Origin of the sequence: Kurthia gibsonii, from assembly GCF_006539985.1 — a bacterium.
In the GTDB taxonomy this organism is placed as follows: Bacteria; Bacillota; Bacilli; order Bacillales_A; family Planococcaceae; genus Kurthia; species Kurthia gibsonii.
On record NZ_BJOB01000018.1, the window covers coordinates 31726 to 49812 of the forward strand.

An 18087-nucleotide genomic window follows, 5' to 3' on the forward strand; every position below is an offset into this window, starting at 1 on the left:
AGCATATCGACGCAAATTTTTTATACGTAAAACACTTGATTAAATTTGAACATTACAGCCCCTTTCAATTAATATATCTAACCAAGGAGGAACATCTTCAATTGGATTATCTCGTAAGTCAAGTTCTTGTAAATTCGTTAGTTGTAACAGCTCAGCTGGAACCTCTGTTACTTGATTGCCTCGCATATTTAATACTTTCAAAGCCTGACATTTAAACATCTTACCAGGGAATCTTTTTAATTGATTCGCTTGTAAATCGAGTACTTCTAAGCTTGAAAAACTTGGCGTAAAATCCTGTATCTCAGCAATTTGATTATATCCTGCATAAAATTCTTTTAGATGAACAAGTGTATAAAATGAACGTGGAATTGTCATAATTTGATTATGGTCGATTGATAAATGTGTTAATTGAATAAGCATACCAATCTCTTCAGGGATTTGAACAAATTGGTTGTGTGAAATATTTAAAGATTTTAGTTTATGTAAATTCCCAATCGTACTTGGCAATTCTTTCATTTGATTGTATTCAACGTGTAATGCTCCCGATAAATTTTGTAATAACCCTACCTCTGCTGGCATCTCTTCAATTTGATTATGGGATAGATTCAATTCTTCCAATTCAGTTTGTAAAAATAATTCATTTGGAAAACAAGTTAATTGTTGTTCAGATAAATCGACACATGTCATTTGACCTTCTGCATTAGAAAACATCTATTTAAAACCTCCTATCCTTTATTTTTATACAATCTTAGTATGCTAGTTATATCGTCATACTTATTTCATTGTATAGTATAAAAGGTCTTTAATTATATAAAAAAATGGATATTTTTGAATATGTAAGCATAACATCTCTATTAAAAATATAAACAAAACGTTATTGAATCTGTCTTTCCACTATGTATTTGTTAGAAATCAATATTTTTATTATTATACTAATAATATGATTTACCCAAATTATGTTATAAAAAAACTCGAATACGCTAGTGTACTCGAGATCTTAAAATTATTTTTTTTGCTTTTGAATATAAACAACTAAACTTAACACACTGATTAAAATAACGATTAAATGCAGTGCCAATAAAAGTCCACTTGTTTGTTCTGATATTGGTAATAATACGGTTAAAATACCGATTCCTAATAAAAAATAGGCACTATTTGTTGCGACTTGTAATAGTGGTTTTTTTATTTGAGTTACTTGCATACCAATAAGCATTTGCAAATTTTTAGTGCGCCATAAATAAATAGCTAATAAAATAAGTGCCGTTCCAATGACGGTTGTTGGCACAAAGTCCATCGCCTTCATATTCTTCATTCCTTACCTCGGTTGAATTGTCCATAGCCCACAACAATGAGCATATTTCTTAAATTGTACCTTGGCAAATGTTGAAATGATAGGTAAAAGCTTTGTTACGATAAAATAATATTCGCTATCATCCCAATCATCGATATGCTGTTTACGACATTTACTCTGTAAAAAGTGTGTTTCAAAGCTAATGTCACCAATATAGATGGCACCATCTTCGTTTAGGTGGGTCAATAATTCACGAAACAACTTAACTTTTTCGTCATCCGTTAAATGATGCATTGCGTAGGTACTAATAATGACATCGAATTTTTTATTCGTAATCAACTTCGATGTATTGTGTAAATCACCTTCGATAAAAGTCGCTTTCGGCATTTTATCGCGTGCGATTTTCAACATCTCTTCCGAAAAATCAATGCCTGTAATATGATGTCCTGCATCATATAAACGTTTCGTTAGTTTACCTGTTCCAACGCCTAAATCGACAATGTTTTGTACATCCTTTGTACAAACTTTTTCGTACAAAGCTTCCATCATTGGTTCATACCCCGCAAAAGGATATGCTTCTTGTTCATCACTTAATTTAACTGTTTGATCATAGCTTGAAGCCCATAAATCAAAACCCTTATTATCTAACATCAATGTAGAACTCCTCCAGATTATTCCGGAGAATTTACATGTGTAAACCCTCCTTATTTACTGTGATTGTTTTCATTGATTTAATCATATTCAACACTCCTTCATTTTTTCTTTTTTATTTAATCTTCATCCCATTCATCAAAGTATAATGCCATATGATATTCATCAATATACTGATGATTTGGCATCTTTAGAATATCTTTTTCCATACCGATAATTTCAAAACCAAAAGATGTATACACACCTTTTGCAATTTGATTTTTCACATTAACTTTGAGATGAATTTGCTCACAACGTAATTCTTTTGCACGCATAATCGCTGCGGCAATAATTGGCTTACTAATGCCCTCTCCTTGATAATCTTGATGCACATAAATTCCTTTTAAAGAAGCGATATGGCACATTTTCAGCCTTGTATTTGTCTCTAACGTGACCATACCTACAAGTAGTTCTTCTTCAAATGCACCAAACACAATATGATTTTGATTATTTAGAAAATTTTCGAAATAATGAGGTTCATACGTTACTTCTTCTTCATAGGATGAGGCAAAGGCGGTTGGAGAGTGTTCAAGTGCTTGTAACCGTAATTCTCGATAGATCTGTGTATCTTCTTTCGTTAACACGCGAATACGCACAAAAGACCCTCCTTTAGTTTTTGATATTATACCACATTTTAGCAATTACAAGCTATTATGACCAAAAATAAAAAATGGGCTATAGCGAGTCGGGTAACTCGTTATAGCCCATTTAGATTCAAAAAGTGTAAGCGATTTTTTTGGAGAAAAGTGGCTTACCTCTTTGTTTCCAATATCTATTTTACTAAACATATGCAATAAAAACTAGATATAACTTTGTATAGAATGTAACTCTTTATCCTCGATTTAAAGCATTTTCTTCTAAAGTTACTATTTTAGAATTATTCACTATTGCTTGATTAGATTTACTTTGTAAAAATCCGCTCATATTGGAATTCTTTTGTTGCTTCATCTCGTGTAATTAAGAAGACATCTGGATTCGTCATGTTCTGCCAACCTTCAAAGCTAAACTGATCATTAATTGTTTGTAAGAACATCGAGATTAAATTACCATGACTGACAACGACTGCTGCTTCTTCAGGTCGTTCAATTAACTCGTTCATCACTTCTACAATGCGCGCTTGTGCTGCACGACCTGATTCTCCACCCTCAAATTCTAAATCCATATCTACAAATCCTCTTTGCATCCATGTCAGCCAATCATCTACTTTTAATGTACTAAACACACGCTCTGTTAAACGCTTTTCTTCATGAATAGGTAAATCAAGTGATGCGGCAAGTGGTGCAGCTGTCTGAACTGCTCGGTCATATGTACTCGACATAATTAAATCGATGGGATGTTCTTCAAAAAATGGAATTAAGTCTTGTGCCTGTTGACGTCCTTCTTCTGTTAATTGCGCTTTAGGCTTTTGACCATCCGCTTTACAATGACGTACTAGGTAGATTTTTTCCATAGAATCTCCTTCTTTCTAATTGATTGTCTCATTATACAAAAGGTGTGCTTGAATGAATAATTATAACTCTTCATTCGCATACATATCTTAGCGTATAAAAAACCACCATATAATATACAGCGGTAGTAAACATCCTAAACTATATAAAACAATGCTTTTCCACATACACTTTAATTTATTAACCCATAACTGCATAGAAAACTTCCTTCATTCATTTTCTATAGTATAGTAAAAATCATTAGAAAATGCGATTAAAGTAGATTACGAATACCTAATATGAATTCATAAAGGAAATACAATGCGAAACCAATTAGAAGAATACCTGCAACAATAGAGACTTTTCGAATCACTTTGCGACTCATTGCCCGTCTTGAAATCGACACAATCGCTAACAGACCAACATCATGTAAAACAATACCTGTTAGAATACCGAGCCCTGCAAAACTGAATTCATGAACGCTATAAGATTTCGCAAGTACTGCACCAAATACCGACACCCAAAAGACTAAGTTTCCTGGCGATACAGCTACTAAGATTCCATTTCTATATGTACGCCAAAAAGATTGATTCGGTTTCTCACCTACTAAACTAATTCCTTGATCGGCATTTTTAATCGAATCATACGCTAAATAAAATAAGAAAGCGGCTCCAACAATCCATAATGGTAATTGAACAAATGGAAGTGCTAAAAATGAAGCTAATCCAAAATACAGTGCAATAATTAATGCGGCATCAATTGTCATGCCACCAAGTCCAACTGCCCATCCATGAATAAAACCATTTTTCAAACCTTGTTTTGTCATTTCAACGGTCATGGCTCCGACAGGTAAAGCAATTGTAAATCCAACAATTAAATAAGAAATATACGTTTCCATAACTTTACCAACTCCTTACTTGATTATAAGGAGAATAAGTATGAATATCAATACATAAATTAGAATATTTATACTTTCAAGCCATAAAAAAAGCAACTCCCTTAAGAGAGTCGCCTTTTACGGACAAACTTTAAAAATTAAAGTTTAGTTACGTTAGTAGCTTGTGGTCCGCGGTTACCTTCTTCAACTTCGAATTCAACTTTTTGACCTTCGTCTAAAGTTTTGAAACCGTCGCCTTGGATAGCTGAGAAGTGTACGAATACGTCGTTTCCGCCTTCAACTTCGATGAAACCGAAACCTTTTTCTGCATTAAACCATTTAACTGTACCTTGTGTCATTATGAATGACCTCCTATTAATGAATTCAATAATAGATTGTTCAACCGAGAATAAAAATACACCTGCTAGAGAGACCGCATTATACAGTCTTCCAAGCAGGTGAATGTATTGTATACGCTGAGCCAATTTCATTATTAATAATAGTATAACCTATTTTGTCCGATTTGTCTAAAAAAGACTATCCAATCATTAAAAATTTTCTGCTTTTTTATACAAAAATCTTTACTTAATCAAGGTGCCTTGATGGAAAAACAATTTCCAATCTTTCTCTTTTTTACGCCAAATCGAACTTCTTAAAGCTTGCTGTTTTGTTAAAATGTTTGTTGTTTTATATGTTACTAGAATGACACTTTCATCTACAAAACGTTCTTCATAATCTTCTACACGTAAAAAACGTTCTGTTGGTGGTGATTCTTTACCGATGGCATTTAGCTGATTTTGTTTTGTGTATTGTGTGCCGATTGTGCCAAATTCGATAAAGTCTTCATCCATCATTTGATCAAATTCATCATACACATAATTTTGCAGTCTCATCTCTAAGTCATATATTTGCATCATAAGCATCTCCCCTATACACTTTACTTATACCCCTTTATCTATGAATTAAAATTGTCATTTGTATTTGATTAATTTATACAGTAACAGGGAATGTAGAATAGGGATGAAAAATCACTTTAAAAGGAGCGTTTTAAATGAATTTTAAAAATGTTACAGTTGCTGGTAGTGGTGTTTTAGGGAGTCAGATTGCTTTTCAAACAGCTTTTCAAGGTTTTAATGTAAGTGTTTATGACATTAATGAAGGTGCGATTAAAGCCGCACAGGAACGCGTTCAAAAGCTTGCTGAGACATATAAACACGAAGTTGCAAAACATCCGTCAGAGGTGGATGATGCACTCGCTCGACTTTCTTTCTATACAGATTTAGGTGAGGCTGTAAAAGATGCTGATTTAGTTATTGAAGCTGTTCCAGAACGAATTGATATTAAAACAAGTTTCTATGAACAATTAGCAAAAGTAGCACCTGAAAAAACCATCTTTGCAACGAACTCTTCTACAATGATTCCAAGTCAATTTCGCGATGCAACAGGACGACCTGAAAAATTCCTAGCACTGCACTTCGCAAACGAAATTTGGAAAAATAATACGGCTGAAATCATGGGACATGATGGAACAGATCCAAAATACGTAACAGAAGTAATTGATTTTGCTCGTGCGATTGGCATGGTTCCACTGCATATTTTAAAAGAACAACATGGCTATATTTTAAATTCATTACTTATACCATTACTTAATGCTGCACAGGCATTGTACGCAAACGGCATTGCTGAACCACAGACAATTGATAAAACTTGGATGATTGCGACTGGCTCACCAAGAGGGCCATTTGCTATTTTAGATGTAGTTGGCTTGCAAACCGCTTACAACATCGTATCTGCAAGTGCAGATAAAAATCCGATTGCTGGAAAAATTGCAGATATTTTAAAACATGACTTTATTGATAAAGGAAAGATGGGTGTTGCGACAGGCGAAGGGTTCTATAAATACCCAAACCCTGCTTATGCCGATCCAAACTTTTTAAAATAATTTGCTCAACGAAGGAGAAATTTCGCTATGACGAGATTTCTCCTTTTTAATTTGTATAATTTCATTTGATTACGCATACTTAGAGTATTCATATATGTAGAAAGGGTTAAATAAATGACTGAAAAAGAAAAAATCTCAAAAAAAAATTTTAAAAAGTTCATTCAACTCGTTAAAAGTACCAATCCACCAAAACTTCTAATCGTGATTGCACTTATTTTAACGCTCTCCACAACTGCTGTATCCTTAATGGTTCCGCTCTTCACAAAGAACCTCGTAAATGACTTTACAATTGATGATTTAAATAAAACAACGATTGCATTACTAGTCGGTGCGATTATTTTACAAGCATTATCAGGTGGATTCTCCATCTACATTTTAAATCGCATTGGACAAAGTGTTGTCGCTGGTATGCGTGACCGTCTATGGAAGAAGTTATTAGTTCTACCCGTTAATTATTTTGATGAAAACCCTTCTGGTGAAACCGTAAGTCGCATGACGAATGATACGACCGTAGTTAAAACACTCATCTCAGAACATCTTGCCAACTTCTTATCAGGTATCATCTCGATTATTGGTGCAATGATTGTCCTGTTCATTTTAGATTGGCGCATGACAACTGCCATGTTTATCGCCATTCCGTTAGCTGCGGCCATTCTAATTCCGCTTGGTCGTAAAATGTATAAAATCTCAAAGAATACACAGCTTGAAACAAGTAAATTCACAGCACTTTTAACACAGGTACTCTCTGAGATTCGTCTTGTGAAATCTTCAAACTCTGAGAAAATTGAATACAATAACGGCGCAACAGGTATTCGTAACTTATTCAATTACGGTTTAAAAGAAGCAAAAGTATATGCTTTTATTGGACCGATTATTAATCTAGTTATGATGATTTTATTAGTTGTATTACTCGGTTACGGTGGTATGCGTGTATCTTCTGGGGCGCTATCAGCAGGTGCATTAGTAGCTTTCATCATGTACCTCTTCCAAATCATTATGCCAATGGCACAAATTGCTGAGTTCTTTACGCAATTCCAAAAAGCTTCAGGTGCAACCGAACGCATTATTGAAATTTTAGAAGTTGAAGATGAAAAAGATGGTTATGAAGAAGTAAAAAAAGTTGATGAAGCGATTCAGATTGAGTGTTTATCTTATAACTATCCAGATAAAGAACCTGTATTAAAAAATCTAAACTTTACGATTCCGCCGAATCAAGTAACCGCAATTGTCGGTCCGAGTGGTAGTGGTAAAACGACCTTCTTCTCTCTTATTGAACGTTTTTACCAACCACAAAAGGGAGCGATTCTTCTTGGCAATCAAAATATTCAAAACTTCTCTCTATTATCTTGGCGTAAGCAGATTGGCTATGTGTCACAAGAGAGTCCGATTATCGCAGGGACCATTCGCGACAATATCACATATGGATTAGAACGAGAAGTATCAGACGAAGAAATCAATCGCGTTATTAAAATGGCCTATGCCGATCAGTTTATTGAAAACTTAGAAGATGGTATTTTAACCGAAGTAGGTGAACGTGGCATGAAGTTGTCTGGTGGACAGCGCCAACGTATCGCCATTGCACGCGCGTTCTTACGTAACCCACAAATTCTAATGTTAGATGAAGCAACATCGAGTTTAGATAGTAAATCCGAACAAGTTGTACAACGTGCGTTAGAAGAGCTCATGAAGGGTCGTACAACAATTGTTATCGCTCACCGTCTCTCAACCGTTATTCATTCCGATCAAATTGTCTTCCTAGAACAAGGTGAGATTACAGGGATTGGTACACATCAAGAACTTTATGCAACACATGCACTCTATAAAGAATTCTCTGACCAACAACTAAAAGGATTACAAGTCTAATCAAAAAGAAGAATCGTTCCTCACGTGAAGGGGCGATTCTTCTTTTAATATTTAAGATCATACTGCATAGCTTTCAACCTGTGCTTGAACTTTTTTCTTCATATGCACAATAGGCATTTGATGTCCTAATAAATTCGTCGTTTCAAATGTAGATTCGATGTGCATACCATAAGATTCATAGAGATGAACATTACGTGATTCATTCGCGCGAACGTCGCAAGCAATCCATTGTACAGACTGTTGTTTTGCAATATTTTCTAAATAGGTAACTAGCTTTTTCGCATAGCCTTTTCCACGTTGAGTTGGTAAAACACTCACACGAGAAAAAGTGAGTGTACTCTCTTTTATCTCATAACGTGCCATCGCCACAGGACCTTCATTATTCAATCCAACAATTGCTTTTTGACCACAAGCTAACGCTTTTTTAACATCACGCTCTGTTTCCATTATGGCGCTTGATGGCGGATTCACATACTCTTTAAATGCTTCATGCATGAGCTCTACGATTAATTCCTCATTTTCTGTATGCACAATAATCATCTCTACACATCCTTTAACGAATTTTTATTCATTATTATACATAAAAATTCTATAAAAATGCAAGAACTATGATTTATTTCTTCCAGTGAAGGTGTTGTAAAAAGTGTAAAAAGTCTTCATACATTGTTTTAGCATCTTTTCCATATGTCATTAAATGCCCTGCTTGTTCATAACATGTTACAACTTTTTGTGTTGAACCGATCCGCTCGGCTACATAATTCGCTGTCTCTTCATATAATGCATCATCTTGACCACCATATGCTAAGTAAATAGGTACTTGAATTTGCTCTAAATGTTGCATCTGTTGTTCAATCATCTCAATAAAGGCTGGTACAATCTCCATCGGATGTGCTTTTAAAGCTTGTCGTGCCGCTTCTTTTTCTTCATCTGTACCTTCTTCGTATTGTTGATGTTGTTTTGCATAATAGACCACTCTTTTTCGCAAGGTCACTTCATCACGCGTCATCGGTAGTGACATTGTAACAATTGCAAGTGGGTTTAATTCATGTGCTACTTTTAATGTGAGTACAGCGCCTAAAGATAGCCCCATCACAACAATCTCCTCATATCCCTCATCTTCAAGAAACTCATACGCTGATTGAACATCCTCCCACCAAGTAGATGGACCATACTGTAGTAATGTATCTGCCTTTTGGCCATGCCCCGTATACATCGGTGCATGAACCGTATATCCTTCTCTATTTAAAAACTTCCCAAGTTGTCGCATATCAATCGTCGATCCCGTAAATGAATGAAGTAGTAAAATTGCTTTACTACCGCCTTGAAAATAAAATGATTCCGGTGCTTTATATTTCATAAGTCCCTCCTGTTAGGTTTAAATATTAAAAATAATTTGCATATCTTCTATTTTTTTAATAGACTAGAAGACGTCAGTTTTTTAGAAAAGAAGGTGATTTTGTGGAAGACGCGTTGCATTATTTCGTCATTTCTACAACCGCAGGCTACTATGCACAATCTGGATTTGTAGCAGATATTGAAGAAGCACAAGCTTTTTGTTCTGAAATCGAAGCCGAAAGAGCGGCTCAAATTATCAAAGGTACAGTCTGCTCGCAATCTGTATCTTACGACGAACTTGAACAATCTTTTTTAGAACTCTCAGCACAATACGATATACTTTATACATTAGATGAGCAGCAAGCCATCCAAAGCATTTGCGCGGAGCTTCAAGCAATCTAAGTCTCTGGTCTTAGACAAAGTTACAGTCTGAGATCTTTTTGTTTTCCTTTTTTTCTTTTTATAATAATGAATATAGAAAGAAAAAGGAGGCTTAACATGAAAACCATTTTGAAGCAGTTAGGTATTTTCTCTTTTGCTGTATCGATGATGTTCGGAATTACATACTTACTCACAGGTGACCGATTCATGCCCTTCATTCCATCTGAACACTTCTATGCAGTAGCACATACAGCAGAAGAACAACAGCGCGTCAGTGGTCATTACGTATATGAAACCTACGCTGTAAATACTGCAGGCAAAAAACAATTCCTTGCATTCCAAACAGAACGTCCACTTCCAGAAGGTACATATGTGAAACTCTACGTAAAAGGCAATTATATCAAACTCATACAAGAAACTACCGCAGAAAGTATTCCATCAACAATACGGAATTCACTCCATTAAAAAATATTCTAACGTCACATGGACGCTAGAATATTTTTTATTTGACTATTTTTTCTTTTAGCGCGATTTTTCGATATGCGACTCGCGGTTCTTTCACTTTCTTTTGATAGTTGGCAATTGTTACACCGAGCATGATAAATACTGCACCAATATAACCCGTCATGCCCATTACTTCTTGTAAGAATAAGAAGGCAAAGAAAGCAGAGAAGATCGGTTCAAGTGAAAAGAAAAAGCCTGTATTTTCAGGTGTTGTATATTTCTGTGCAATGGGCTGCATAACAAAACCATATGCTGAACAGATAAACGCTAAACCTAAAATCGAAATCCAAGAACCCGATGTCGTCGGTAGAGCGGGTGTTTCAAATGTGAACGCAATAATAATGGCATATAACGAACAAAAGCCTAATTGATAAATTCCTAATTGCAGTACATCGACCTTACGCGCAAACTGATTCGTCACAAGAATATGAATGGCATAACACAACGCACCGATTAAACAATAAATAGCACCAAGCTGAATAGAGAAGCCATCTTTTAATGTTAAAAATGCTAGTCCCATCATGACCACTACAACACCGATCATAATTTGCTTCGCTGGTAGTCGCTTCGTTAAAAAGATTTGCAAGATTGGTACAAGTACAACCGTTGTACTCGTTAAAAATCCTGCTGTCGAAGCATCTGTATATTTCGTTCCTAATAATAATCCTAAAAATACACCGTATAATAATGCACCAACAATCGCACTGTACTTGATCGTTTGCCACGATACGCGAACCATCTTCTTCGCGAATAATAACCACATGAAGATGAATGCGATAATACTACGCATTGCGACGATTGTAAAAGAAGGCATTCCATCATCTGCGGCTACTTTCATAAATAAATAAGACGTTCCCCACGCCATCGAAACTGTAATTAATAATAAGTTCGCTTGTTTCTGTGTCATTCCATCACTTCCTTATTTTTTCTTTTTCTTAGATTATCACCGTTGTTTACATTAATAAAACGAATATTTATAATAGTAATATTAGTTTTACTAATGTATAGGAGATGATGGAATGAATATTTATGAGTCCTTCGTTAAAATTGTTGAGCTCGGTAGTTTTACAAAGGCTGCTGAAGCGCTTGGTTACACACAATCAGCAATTAGTCAGATGGTGAATAATCTTGAAAAAGAACTCGATACAACGCTGATTATTCGTTCTCGCAAAGGAATTTCTCTCACACCAGATGGTGAGGAAATGCTACCTTTTATTAAAAATATTTGTCATGCACATAGTGAATTAAAAGAAAAACATCAAGAGATGCAAGGTTTGGAACGTGGTCTCATACGGATCGGTACATTCTCAAGTGTTTCAACGAACTGGATTCCGACCCTATTACATGACTTTAAACAACTGTATCCTGGTGTCCACTTCGAGTTACAACAAGGTGAATATACAAGTATTTCAAAATGGATCTATGAAGGAACCGTCGACTTTGGTTTTGTGAATCCTGCTGCTGTATCGAATTTAACGACTATTCCATTAGCACAGGATGAGGTCTTAGCTGTGCTACCTTACGGACATGAACTTGCTGACCATGATGAAGTACATATTCATGACTTAACAAAAGATCCTTTTATTCAAATTGACGAAGGAGATTTTAGTGAACCACAATACTATTTTGAGAAGGCAAACCTTACACCGAACACACACTTTAAAGTGTATGACGACTACACAATTATGGCGATGGTCGAACAACAACTCGGTATTTCCATGCTACCTAAACTCGTATTAAGCCGCTGCCCATATCATATTTTGACGAAACGTATCTCGCCACCTGTCGTCCGTACAATTAGTCTCGCTTATAAAAATAAAAAAGTACTCCCGATCGCAAGTCGCTATTTCATCGACTTTATTACAGAACACTTTTCAAAAAAACAGGAAACACGCATATAAAGCGCATTTCCTGTTTTTATTTAAATATCGCTATGTGTTTCTACGCTCGTTAGTTTATTGAAAAACGGGTAGAATTGATCTTTTTCAGGTGTTTTACGCATTGCAATCGCACTGCGTGGATGTTCATTGAATAATCCAGTCAAAGCGTATGCTGTATTATACCCCCACTCCACTTTCTTACTAAGCGGTACAAAGCGATCATCAATTAATTTTAAAAGTGGTTTCATATCATAACGTGAAGCGGTTAAGTGACCCACTACTAATTCTGTTTGACAGTTCCCTGCGCCGCGCCCCATACCGTAAACCGATGTATCTAAAAATTCAACGCCTAATTCAATACCTTCTAATGTATTAGCAAAAGCCATCTGTAAGTTATTATGCGTATGAATTCCTAAACGTTTTGACGGTGCATGCTCTTTGAAAAGCTTCACTAAGTAAGAAATATCTTTTGGGAAAAGGCTCCCGAATGAGTCGACAACATATAGTACATCGACAACACTATGTTCAATTTTCTCTAGTGCTTCAACTAAATGTGAATTAATTGAATTCGATACAGCCATAATATTTAATGATGTTTCATAACCTAGGTTATGGAATTGATTAATTAAATCAAGTCCTTTATCAATGTCTTTTAAGTAACAAGCGACACGAATCATATCGAATGGACTTTCAGAGCGTGGTGCACATTCGCTTGGATCTACGCGACCGATATCAACGATTGCTGATAGCTTCGTATTTTTCTTTTCTGGGATTACCTCACGAATGAAATCATCATCACAGAAACGCCAAGGGCCACAACCATCTGCATCTAATAACTTAGGTGAGTTTTTATAACCAATCTCCATATAATCGACACCTGCATTATTTAATGCTTCGTATGTATCACGCACGAAGTCTACACTAAAATCCCAATTGTTTACGAGACCACCGTCACGAATTGTACAGTCTAAAATTTTCACTTGATTTGAGTTCATTTTCATCACCTGTCCTATCTACGAAATAAAGTTGATTATAACACATATCTGAATTTTTAGAATATTAAATTTCTCAAAAACGATAATTTTTTATTTTTATATAAACTAAAGCTGTTCTATAAATCAAATACAAATTTATAGAACAGCTACCTCCCTCGCCCAAATTGTTAAAGGCCCTATCGCTGACCAACCACCACGCATGGCAGCAGCCAATCGTTCATCTGCTTCATATCCTACAATGGGTTGTTTCGGAAAAAAGTTAGCCAAGACAGCAGGAATATCTTGAAATACATGGTTTACGCCAAATACATTAAAAATCCCGATAATCCCATGGCTTTGATAAGCTGAAAAACCACCATATCCTTCTTTATGAAATACTAAAACATGAGGGTCATCAATAATTGATGGCTGTAGCATACCTTCTAAATTAGCCGCCACAAGCCACTTTTGAAATGCTTCTTCATTTCGAACCCACTTCCACTCACTACAATACGGTACAACAGAAGATGACATCATCCACTGCGCTTTAAATAACTTCGTGAATCCTAGAATTTGTAAGGTTGCATAACTATCCATAATCGTCGATACGCGGTCTGGAATTTTTTCCACAGTCGCTTCTCTCGTCTCTGTAATCATCTCTGGATAATAACTCGGTACATATTGATCCGCAATCCATACGTTATCCATACAGGCTGTTGTAATATGATGTGTTGCGCACACAGCTTTCCACCAAGCAATCTGGTTTAAAACTGCTTTTCTTAATAGCTTTTCTGGCATTTGGATCACCTCTAAACTATTAGTACCCTTTATTAAATGTTTCATTCTAATTTGATAGAATTTGTTCCCCTGTTAATTCAAATACAGCCTGACAACTCGCACATACCGTAGGATTTTCAGAACTAATAATGAGCGTAACACCTTCTGCTTTTACAGAACGCAAACACTGTATGAATTTTTCTAGTTGCGCTTCTGTTAATGCTTTTTCAGGTTCTTCGATTAACAAAATAGAAGGCGCATGTAAGCATGCGCGAATAAGCGCCATACATTTAATTTGAAAAGCATTTAGATGTACTGCTTTCTTCCCTAGTAATTCATGCATACCAATAAGCTTGCTTAGCTGATCTAAACGCTGCTTTCTCGCTCCTGGCAACTTATTAGTACCTGTTTGGAAAAAGAACGGTAGCTGAATATTCTCAAGTACGGTTTCATCTTTTAAAAATTCGTCTTGTGCAGGTAGATAGCCCATCTTCGTTTGTCTCAACACAGCTAAGTCGCCCACATCTTTTGTTTCATTTTGATGATATTCTAAGCGATATGTCCCGTTCGTCAAAACGCGGAAACAGCCAATTGTCTGTAGTAATTCATTTCGATAAGCGCCTGTAATCGCTAGTGAAGCTCCCTTTTCAACGACTAAATTCACTTTTTGAAAATACGGTTCTACCGCTGCATATTTTAATTGAATTTTAGACATGCTCTTGCTCCATTTCTATCGTTGTTTTACGTAGTACACGCCATAGAATACCGCCACCAATCATGGCACCTAGAACGAGATATAAAACGAGTGGAATAATGGCGAATTGTGAAATCACCATAAACGGTATAGCTGGAAGAATGAGTGCAATCCCTAGTAAAATCCCCACTTCAATTCGAATATACTTTCGAATTTCACGTTCTGCCATACCACTCGTAATCAGAATACGGAACAACTGCTTCGTCCCTTCATTTCTACGCTTTTGAATACGCTGTACAGCTATAAACATACCAACTAAAGCAATCAGGAATAATCCATACACGAGTACAGAATTTGCTTTTAAAATCTTATTATAGATATTAACTGTTATCCCACCTGCGCCACCAATTGTAAATGACCAGAAATCTGATTGCTGTGATACTTCAAGCATGATATCGCGAATACCAATCTTAGATGCATTCGTTACGAGCATTGTATTTGCAGATGCGATCAGTGATTCTTTCGCGAATACATTGTCTTCACTTGGTGTTTGACGATATTGCTGTGACGGAACTAACACTTGATGTCCTGCTGACATTTGAGGTAATGCTGTTGTCACAATCATTTGTTCACTCTTTAAAAAACCGATGATTTTCGCTTGAATATCTTGACCATAAATACGCATGCGAAGTGAATCACCAATATCATACAACTGATAATAGTCACTTCCTAACACAACGGGCATAACTTCTTTGTCATCATAATCCTTAAAATCTTCTTGTTTAAAAAATGTACCTGCATCCATCTCTAGCTTATTTAGCTTTTGTGCAGCTGCATTCACTTGAAGTCCATAAACAGGTATATACTGTCCATCTGCTTTTGCATTTTCGGGTGTAAATGCTTCATCACCTGAAAATTTCTGTATGAACACAGGAATCGGTGAAGCTGTGTAAACAGTTAGTTGCTTATTATTTTGTAATGCTTGATTGAAGCGTTCTAATTGCTCAATTGTTGGTTCTTCTCCAATGAGTGTAAGATTGTAATTATTTTGTCCTGCAAATGTGGTCCCACCTTTTGCAGGTTCACTTTTATATGCTGTATGCAAAATCGTAAAATAGACAATTGAAAAACATAGCAGTGCAGCTGCCATAAGGATTAAATTCCATTTACGATTACGTTTATGCAAAATGTATAAAGCTCTCACTTATTTGTCCACCTTTATCTTTGTTAAATAAACACTTATAACAATTCTATACATAGGCAACCAATCAGCGCAATGAAAAGCAATAAGTTTTAAAAACTTATTATAAAAAACAAGGTATGTCCGATTGAACACACCTTGTCTTCACCTCATTATTTTTTTACAATTGCTGCATAAATGAGTCCGATGATGGCACCTACCACAGCAGGAGCAGCCCATCCTAAACCGATATCATATAACGGTAAGTAATGTGAGTAGAATATCTCAATCGATTCTAACACTTGTAATTTCGCACCAGGTACACTTTCAACCAATGCTTTGTAACCATCAATCACACTCACGAAGAATGTTAGGAACATCGACATCGCATATACACTTTGACGTGCTTTGAATAGCGGCGAGAACATCGTTAATAGAATTAAAACAATCGCTAGTGGATATAAGAACATTAATACCGGAACAGCGTATGTAATGATGTTACTTAAACCAAAGTTCGCAATTAAGAATGATACAAACGTTAAAATGAATACAAACCATTTATAGCTGATGGCTGGAATAACTTCATGGAAGAATTCACTACATGATGTAATTAAGCCAATACTTGTTTTTAAACAAGCTAAAATAATGATAATCGCTAGTAAAATCCCACCGAATGAACCAAAGAAGTGTTTCGCAACAGCCGCAAAAATTAAGCCGCCATTTTCAAATGTTCCAACAGCGCCAACACTTGTACCGCCCATGTATGTGATAAAGCCATAAATAATCATCATTAAAGCCATTGCGAAAATTCCTGATTTCCAAGTCGCCATCGCAATATCTTTCGTACTGGTAATACCACGACTCTTAATCGCATTAATTACGACGATCCCAAACGCAAGTGATGCTAGTGCATCCATCGTATTGTATCCGCCTTTAAAACCTGTCATAAAGGCTTGATTCACATAGTCACCTACTGGTTTTTCAAAACTCCCCATCGGATTAACAACACTGACAATAATTAAGATAAATAAGAACACTAAGAATGCAGGTGTTAAATATTTACCGATATAATCCATTACTTTTGCTGGATTTAGTGAGAAGTAATATACAACTAAAAAGAATACAAAACTAAAAATGCCTAAAAATAATGATACTTGATCTGGATTTAAGAATGGTTCTAAACCTACTGTAAACGATACAGTCGCTGTACGCGGAATCGCAAAGAATGGTCCAATCGTCAAATATAGTACAACTGAGAATACAAGACCGAATAGTGGATGCACTCGATTCCCTAAGTCTCGTAAACCATTACTTCCTGATAAACCAATTGCTAGAATTCCCATGAACGGCAAACCGATTGCTGTAACTAGGAAACCAATTAAAGCCCACCAGAATTGCGTACCAGCCATCTGTCCAAGTTCGATTGGGAAAATTAAGTTCCCTGCTCCGAAGAACATACCGAATAACATCGTACCGATGATGGCGTATGTTGAAAATGGTACTTTTGCTTGCATATTTTTCCTCCTTATGACTTAAATCGTCTATTTAATATTGTAATTAGAGTATATTAACAATTTACTACAGACAATACAAGATGAACAGAGAATAAAGAGAAAGAATAAACGAAAAATAGATAATTTTGTATATTTTTTAGACTATTTTGTATTTTTTGAGTATGAAAAAGTGTCGCTCTATCATTTATTTAAATTAAGATAAACGAATATGCATTAAGCTTATAACTCTATTTCCATTTGATTTTCCCATTCGCCGATCACTAAATTAAGTGAATCTTCTTCATCTGTCAATCTAAAATAAATAGGTAAAGGCAATGTAACCATGGCTTTATCAAAGCATTTTTTCACCCAATCACTTACTTCTTTCATCGTAATTTCTTCTAAATCATGATCATCAAAAAAATTAACAAATTTTTCAAACTGCTCCCCTGTGTCAAACTTTTTATACAACCTAAAAGGACCAACTAAATAAATGCCATCGCTATATCCACTATTTTCACTAACTTGATTAACACCATGATACTCATACTGTCTCACCCAATTAAGAATCGATTTATCATCTGTACCAATCGATCTCGCTATTGTATATAAACTTTCCGTACCGTTTATATACCTTAAAGCGGCTTGTATTTTTTCTTCTGATGAATATTTTGCCATATAAAAACTGCACCTCCAATTAGTAGATGTGTCTAATAATTGAGGTGCAGTTCAATCATACGGGATTTGTTCATTCAGATCAATTTCCGCTTCGAAAAACG

Annotated in this window: 22 protein-coding genes; 5 read left to right on the forward strand and 17 right to left on the reverse strand. The window is 35.6% G+C overall.

The window, feature by feature from the left end; translation table 11 throughout:
* Nucleotides 1-39: 39 nt before the first annotated feature.
* The 8 genes from KGI01_RS07445 to KGI01_RS07480 form a co-directional block, all read right to left on the reverse strand.
* Nucleotides 40-711 (reverse strand): leucine-rich repeat domain-containing protein, encoded by a 672-nt coding sequence (locus KGI01_RS07445; protein ID WP_141274171.1) that lies wholly within the window; start codon nt 709-711, stop codon nt 40-42.
* Nucleotides 712-1003: 292 nt separating this feature from the next.
* Complete coding sequence (locus KGI01_RS07450) at nt 1004-1312, reverse strand: hypothetical protein (protein WP_141274172.1); 309 nt, start codon at nt 1310-1312, stop codon at nt 1004-1006.
* A gap of 3 nt (nt 1313-1315) precedes the next feature.
* Nucleotides 1316-1942: a class I SAM-dependent methyltransferase gene (locus tag KGI01_RS07455; RefSeq protein ID WP_141274173.1), complete on the reverse strand. Its 627-nt coding sequence runs from the start codon at nt 1940-1942 to the stop codon at nt 1316-1318.
* Between the two features lie 119 nt (nt 1943-2061).
* Nucleotides 2062-2577, reverse strand: a complete 516-nt coding sequence (locus tag KGI01_RS07460; protein WP_170214753.1) for a GNAT family N-acetyltransferase — start codon at nt 2575-2577, stop codon at nt 2062-2064.
* 305 nt (nt 2578-2882) lie between these two features.
* Nucleotides 2883-3431, reverse strand: a complete 549-nt coding sequence (locus KGI01_RS07465) for a histidine phosphatase family protein (RefSeq protein ID WP_141274175.1) — start codon at nt 3429-3431, stop codon at nt 2883-2885.
* 251 nt (nt 3432-3682) lie between these two features.
* On the reverse strand, nt 3683-4306 hold the full coding sequence (locus KGI01_RS07470) for a LysE family translocator (protein WP_141274176.1): 624 nt from the start codon (nt 4304-4306) through the stop codon (nt 3683-3685).
* Nucleotides 4307-4443: 137 nt separating this feature from the next.
* A complete protein-coding gene (locus tag KGI01_RS07475) occupies nt 4444-4644 on the reverse strand; it encodes a cold-shock protein (protein WP_068450358.1) in 201 nt (66 codons plus the stop codon).
* A 222-nt stretch (nt 4645-4866) separates the two neighbouring features.
* Entirely contained in the window at nt 4867-5202 is a 336-nt protein-coding gene (locus KGI01_RS07480) for a nuclear transport factor 2 family protein (RefSeq protein ID WP_170214754.1), read from the reverse strand.
* Between the two features lie 134 nt (nt 5203-5336).
* Between KGI01_RS07480 and KGI01_RS07485 the strand changes: the two genes are divergently transcribed.
* A complete protein-coding gene (locus KGI01_RS07485; RefSeq protein ID WP_141274178.1) occupies nt 5337-6227 on the forward strand; it encodes a 3-hydroxyacyl-CoA dehydrogenase in 891 nt (296 codons plus the stop codon).
* 114 nt (nt 6228-6341) lie between these two features.
* Nucleotides 6342-8090 (forward strand): ABC transporter ATP-binding protein, encoded by a 1749-nt coding sequence (locus tag KGI01_RS07490; RefSeq protein ID WP_141274179.1) that lies wholly within the window; start codon nt 6342-6344, stop codon nt 8088-8090.
* Between the two features lie 57 nt (nt 8091-8147).
* Here KGI01_RS07490 and KGI01_RS07495 read toward each other — a convergent pair whose 3' ends face one another.
* Both KGI01_RS07495 and KGI01_RS07500 read right to left on the reverse strand, forming a co-directional pair.
* On the reverse strand, nt 8148-8630 hold the full coding sequence (locus tag KGI01_RS07495; RefSeq protein ID WP_141274180.1) for a GNAT family N-acetyltransferase: 483 nt from the start codon (nt 8628-8630) through the stop codon (nt 8148-8150).
* Nucleotides 8631-8703: 73 nt separating this feature from the next.
* Nucleotides 8704-9447 carry an alpha/beta hydrolase gene (locus KGI01_RS07500; protein WP_141274181.1) on the reverse strand — a complete coding sequence of 248 codons (744 nt, stop codon included), beginning with the start codon at nt 9445-9447 and terminating at the stop codon, nt 8704-8706.
* A 101-nt stretch (nt 9448-9548) separates the two neighbouring features.
* On the opposite strand from KGI01_RS07500, the gene KGI01_RS07505 reads away from it, so the two are divergent.
* Nucleotides 9549-9827, forward strand: coding sequence for a hypothetical protein (locus KGI01_RS07505; protein ID WP_087681051.1), 279 nt, complete (start codon nt 9549-9551; stop codon nt 9825-9827).
* Between the two features lie 96 nt (nt 9828-9923).
* Complete coding sequence (locus tag KGI01_RS07510) at nt 9924-10271, forward strand: YxeA family protein (RefSeq protein WP_170214755.1); 348 nt, start codon at nt 9924-9926, stop codon at nt 10269-10271.
* Between the two features lie 37 nt (nt 10272-10308).
* On the opposite strand, the gene KGI01_RS07515 is transcribed toward KGI01_RS07510, so the two are convergent.
* A complete protein-coding gene (locus KGI01_RS07515; RefSeq protein WP_141274183.1) occupies nt 10309-11217 on the reverse strand; it encodes a DMT family transporter in 909 nt (302 codons plus the stop codon).
* 112 nt (nt 11218-11329) lie between these two features.
* Here KGI01_RS07515 and KGI01_RS07520 point away from each other — a divergent pair, with 112 nt between their 5' ends.
* A complete protein-coding gene (locus KGI01_RS07520; protein ID WP_141274184.1) occupies nt 11330-12211 on the forward strand; it encodes a LysR family transcriptional regulator in 882 nt (293 codons plus the stop codon).
* Between the two features lie 20 nt (nt 12212-12231).
* Here KGI01_RS07520 and KGI01_RS07525 read toward each other — a convergent pair whose 3' ends face one another.
* The 6 genes from KGI01_RS07525 to KGI01_RS07550 form a co-directional block, all read right to left on the reverse strand.
* Nucleotides 12232-13185: an aldolase catalytic domain-containing protein gene (locus KGI01_RS07525; RefSeq protein WP_141274185.1), complete on the reverse strand. Its 954-nt coding sequence runs from the start codon at nt 13183-13185 to the stop codon at nt 12232-12234.
* Nucleotides 13186-13320: 135 nt separating this feature from the next.
* Nucleotides 13321-13962, reverse strand: a complete 642-nt coding sequence (locus KGI01_RS07530) for a hypothetical protein (RefSeq protein WP_141274186.1) — start codon at nt 13960-13962, stop codon at nt 13321-13323.
* Between the two features lie 46 nt (nt 13963-14008).
* Nucleotides 14009-14656, reverse strand: coding sequence for a P-loop NTPase family protein (locus tag KGI01_RS07535; RefSeq protein ID WP_141274187.1), 648 nt, complete (start codon nt 14654-14656; stop codon nt 14009-14011).
* On the reverse strand, nt 14649-15839 hold the full coding sequence (locus KGI01_RS07540; protein WP_141274188.1) for a hypothetical protein: 1191 nt from the start codon (nt 15837-15839) through the stop codon (nt 14649-14651). The genes KGI01_RS07535 and KGI01_RS07540 overlap by 8 nt, the downstream gene beginning before the upstream one ends.
* A 149-nt stretch (nt 15840-15988) precedes the next feature.
* On the reverse strand, nt 15989-17329 hold the full coding sequence (brnQ, locus tag KGI01_RS07545) for a branched-chain amino acid transport system II carrier protein (RefSeq protein ID WP_141274189.1): 1341 nt from the start codon (nt 17327-17329) through the stop codon (nt 15989-15991).
* A 219-nt stretch (nt 17330-17548) separates the two neighbouring features.
* Nucleotides 17549-17986, reverse strand: a complete 438-nt coding sequence (locus tag KGI01_RS07550) for a transposase (protein WP_141274190.1) — start codon at nt 17984-17986, stop codon at nt 17549-17551.
* Nucleotides 17987-18087: the final 101 nt, after the last annotated feature.

Excerpts from the sequence above, each read along its gene's own strand:
- KGI01_RS07445 (WP_141274171.1), bottom strand. The coding sequence starts at position 711 with ATGTTTTCTAATGCAGAAGGTCAAATGACATGTGTCGATTTATCTGAA.
- KGI01_RS07450 (WP_141274172.1), bottom strand. The coding sequence starts at position 1,312 with ATGAAGAATATGAAGGCGATGGACTTTGTGCCAACAACCGTCATTGGA.
- KGI01_RS07455 (WP_141274173.1), bottom strand. The coding sequence starts at position 1,942 with ATGTTAGATAATAAGGGTTTTGATTTATGGGCTTCAAGCTATGATCAA.
- KGI01_RS07465 (WP_141274175.1), bottom strand. The coding sequence starts at position 3,431 with ATGGAAAAAATCTACCTAGTACGTCATTGTAAAGCGGATGGTCAAAAG.
- KGI01_RS07470 (WP_141274176.1), bottom strand. The coding sequence starts at position 4,306 with ATGGAAACGTATATTTCTTATTTAATTGTTGGATTTACAATTGCTTTA.
- KGI01_RS07475 (WP_068450358.1), bottom strand. The coding sequence starts at position 4,644 with ATGACACAAGGTACAGTTAAATGGTTTAATGCAGAAAAAGGTTTCGGT.
- KGI01_RS07480 (WP_170214754.1), bottom strand. The coding sequence starts at position 5,202 with ATGATGCAAATATATGACTTAGAGATGAGACTGCAAAATTATGTGTAT.
- KGI01_RS07485 (WP_141274178.1), top strand. The coding sequence starts at position 5,337 with ATGAATTTTAAAAATGTTACAGTTGCTGGTAGTGGTGTTTTAGGGAGT.
- KGI01_RS07490 (WP_141274179.1), top strand. The coding sequence starts at position 6,342 with ATGACTGAAAAAGAAAAAATCTCAAAAAAAAATTTTAAAAAGTTCATT.
- KGI01_RS07495 (WP_141274180.1), bottom strand. The coding sequence starts at position 8,630 with ATGATTATTGTGCATACAGAAAATGAGGAATTAATCGTAGAGCTCATG.
- KGI01_RS07500 (WP_141274181.1), bottom strand. The coding sequence starts at position 9,447 with ATGAAATATAAAGCACCGGAATCATTTTATTTTCAAGGCGGTAGTAAA.
- KGI01_RS07510 (WP_170214755.1), top strand. The coding sequence starts at position 9,924 with ATGAAAACCATTTTGAAGCAGTTAGGTATTTTCTCTTTTGCTGTATCG.
- KGI01_RS07515 (WP_141274183.1), bottom strand. The coding sequence starts at position 11,217 with ATGACACAGAAACAAGCGAACTTATTATTAATTACAGTTTCGATGGCG.
- KGI01_RS07520 (WP_141274184.1), top strand. The coding sequence starts at position 11,330 with ATGAATATTTATGAGTCCTTCGTTAAAATTGTTGAGCTCGGTAGTTTT.
- KGI01_RS07525 (WP_141274185.1), bottom strand. The coding sequence starts at position 13,185 with ATGAACTCAAATCAAGTGAAAATTTTAGACTGTACAATTCGTGACGGT.
- KGI01_RS07530 (WP_141274186.1), bottom strand. The coding sequence starts at position 13,962 with ATGCCAGAAAAGCTATTAAGAAAAGCAGTTTTAAACCAGATTGCTTGG.
- KGI01_RS07535 (WP_141274187.1), bottom strand. The coding sequence starts at position 14,656 with ATGTCTAAAATTCAATTAAAATATGCAGCGGTAGAACCGTATTTTCAA.
- brnQ (WP_141274189.1), bottom strand. The coding sequence starts at position 17,329 with ATGCAAGCAAAAGTACCATTTTCAACATACGCCATCATCGGTACGATG.
- KGI01_RS07550 (WP_141274190.1), bottom strand. The coding sequence starts at position 17,986 with ATGGCAAAATATTCATCAGAAGAAAAAATACAAGCCGCTTTAAGGTAT.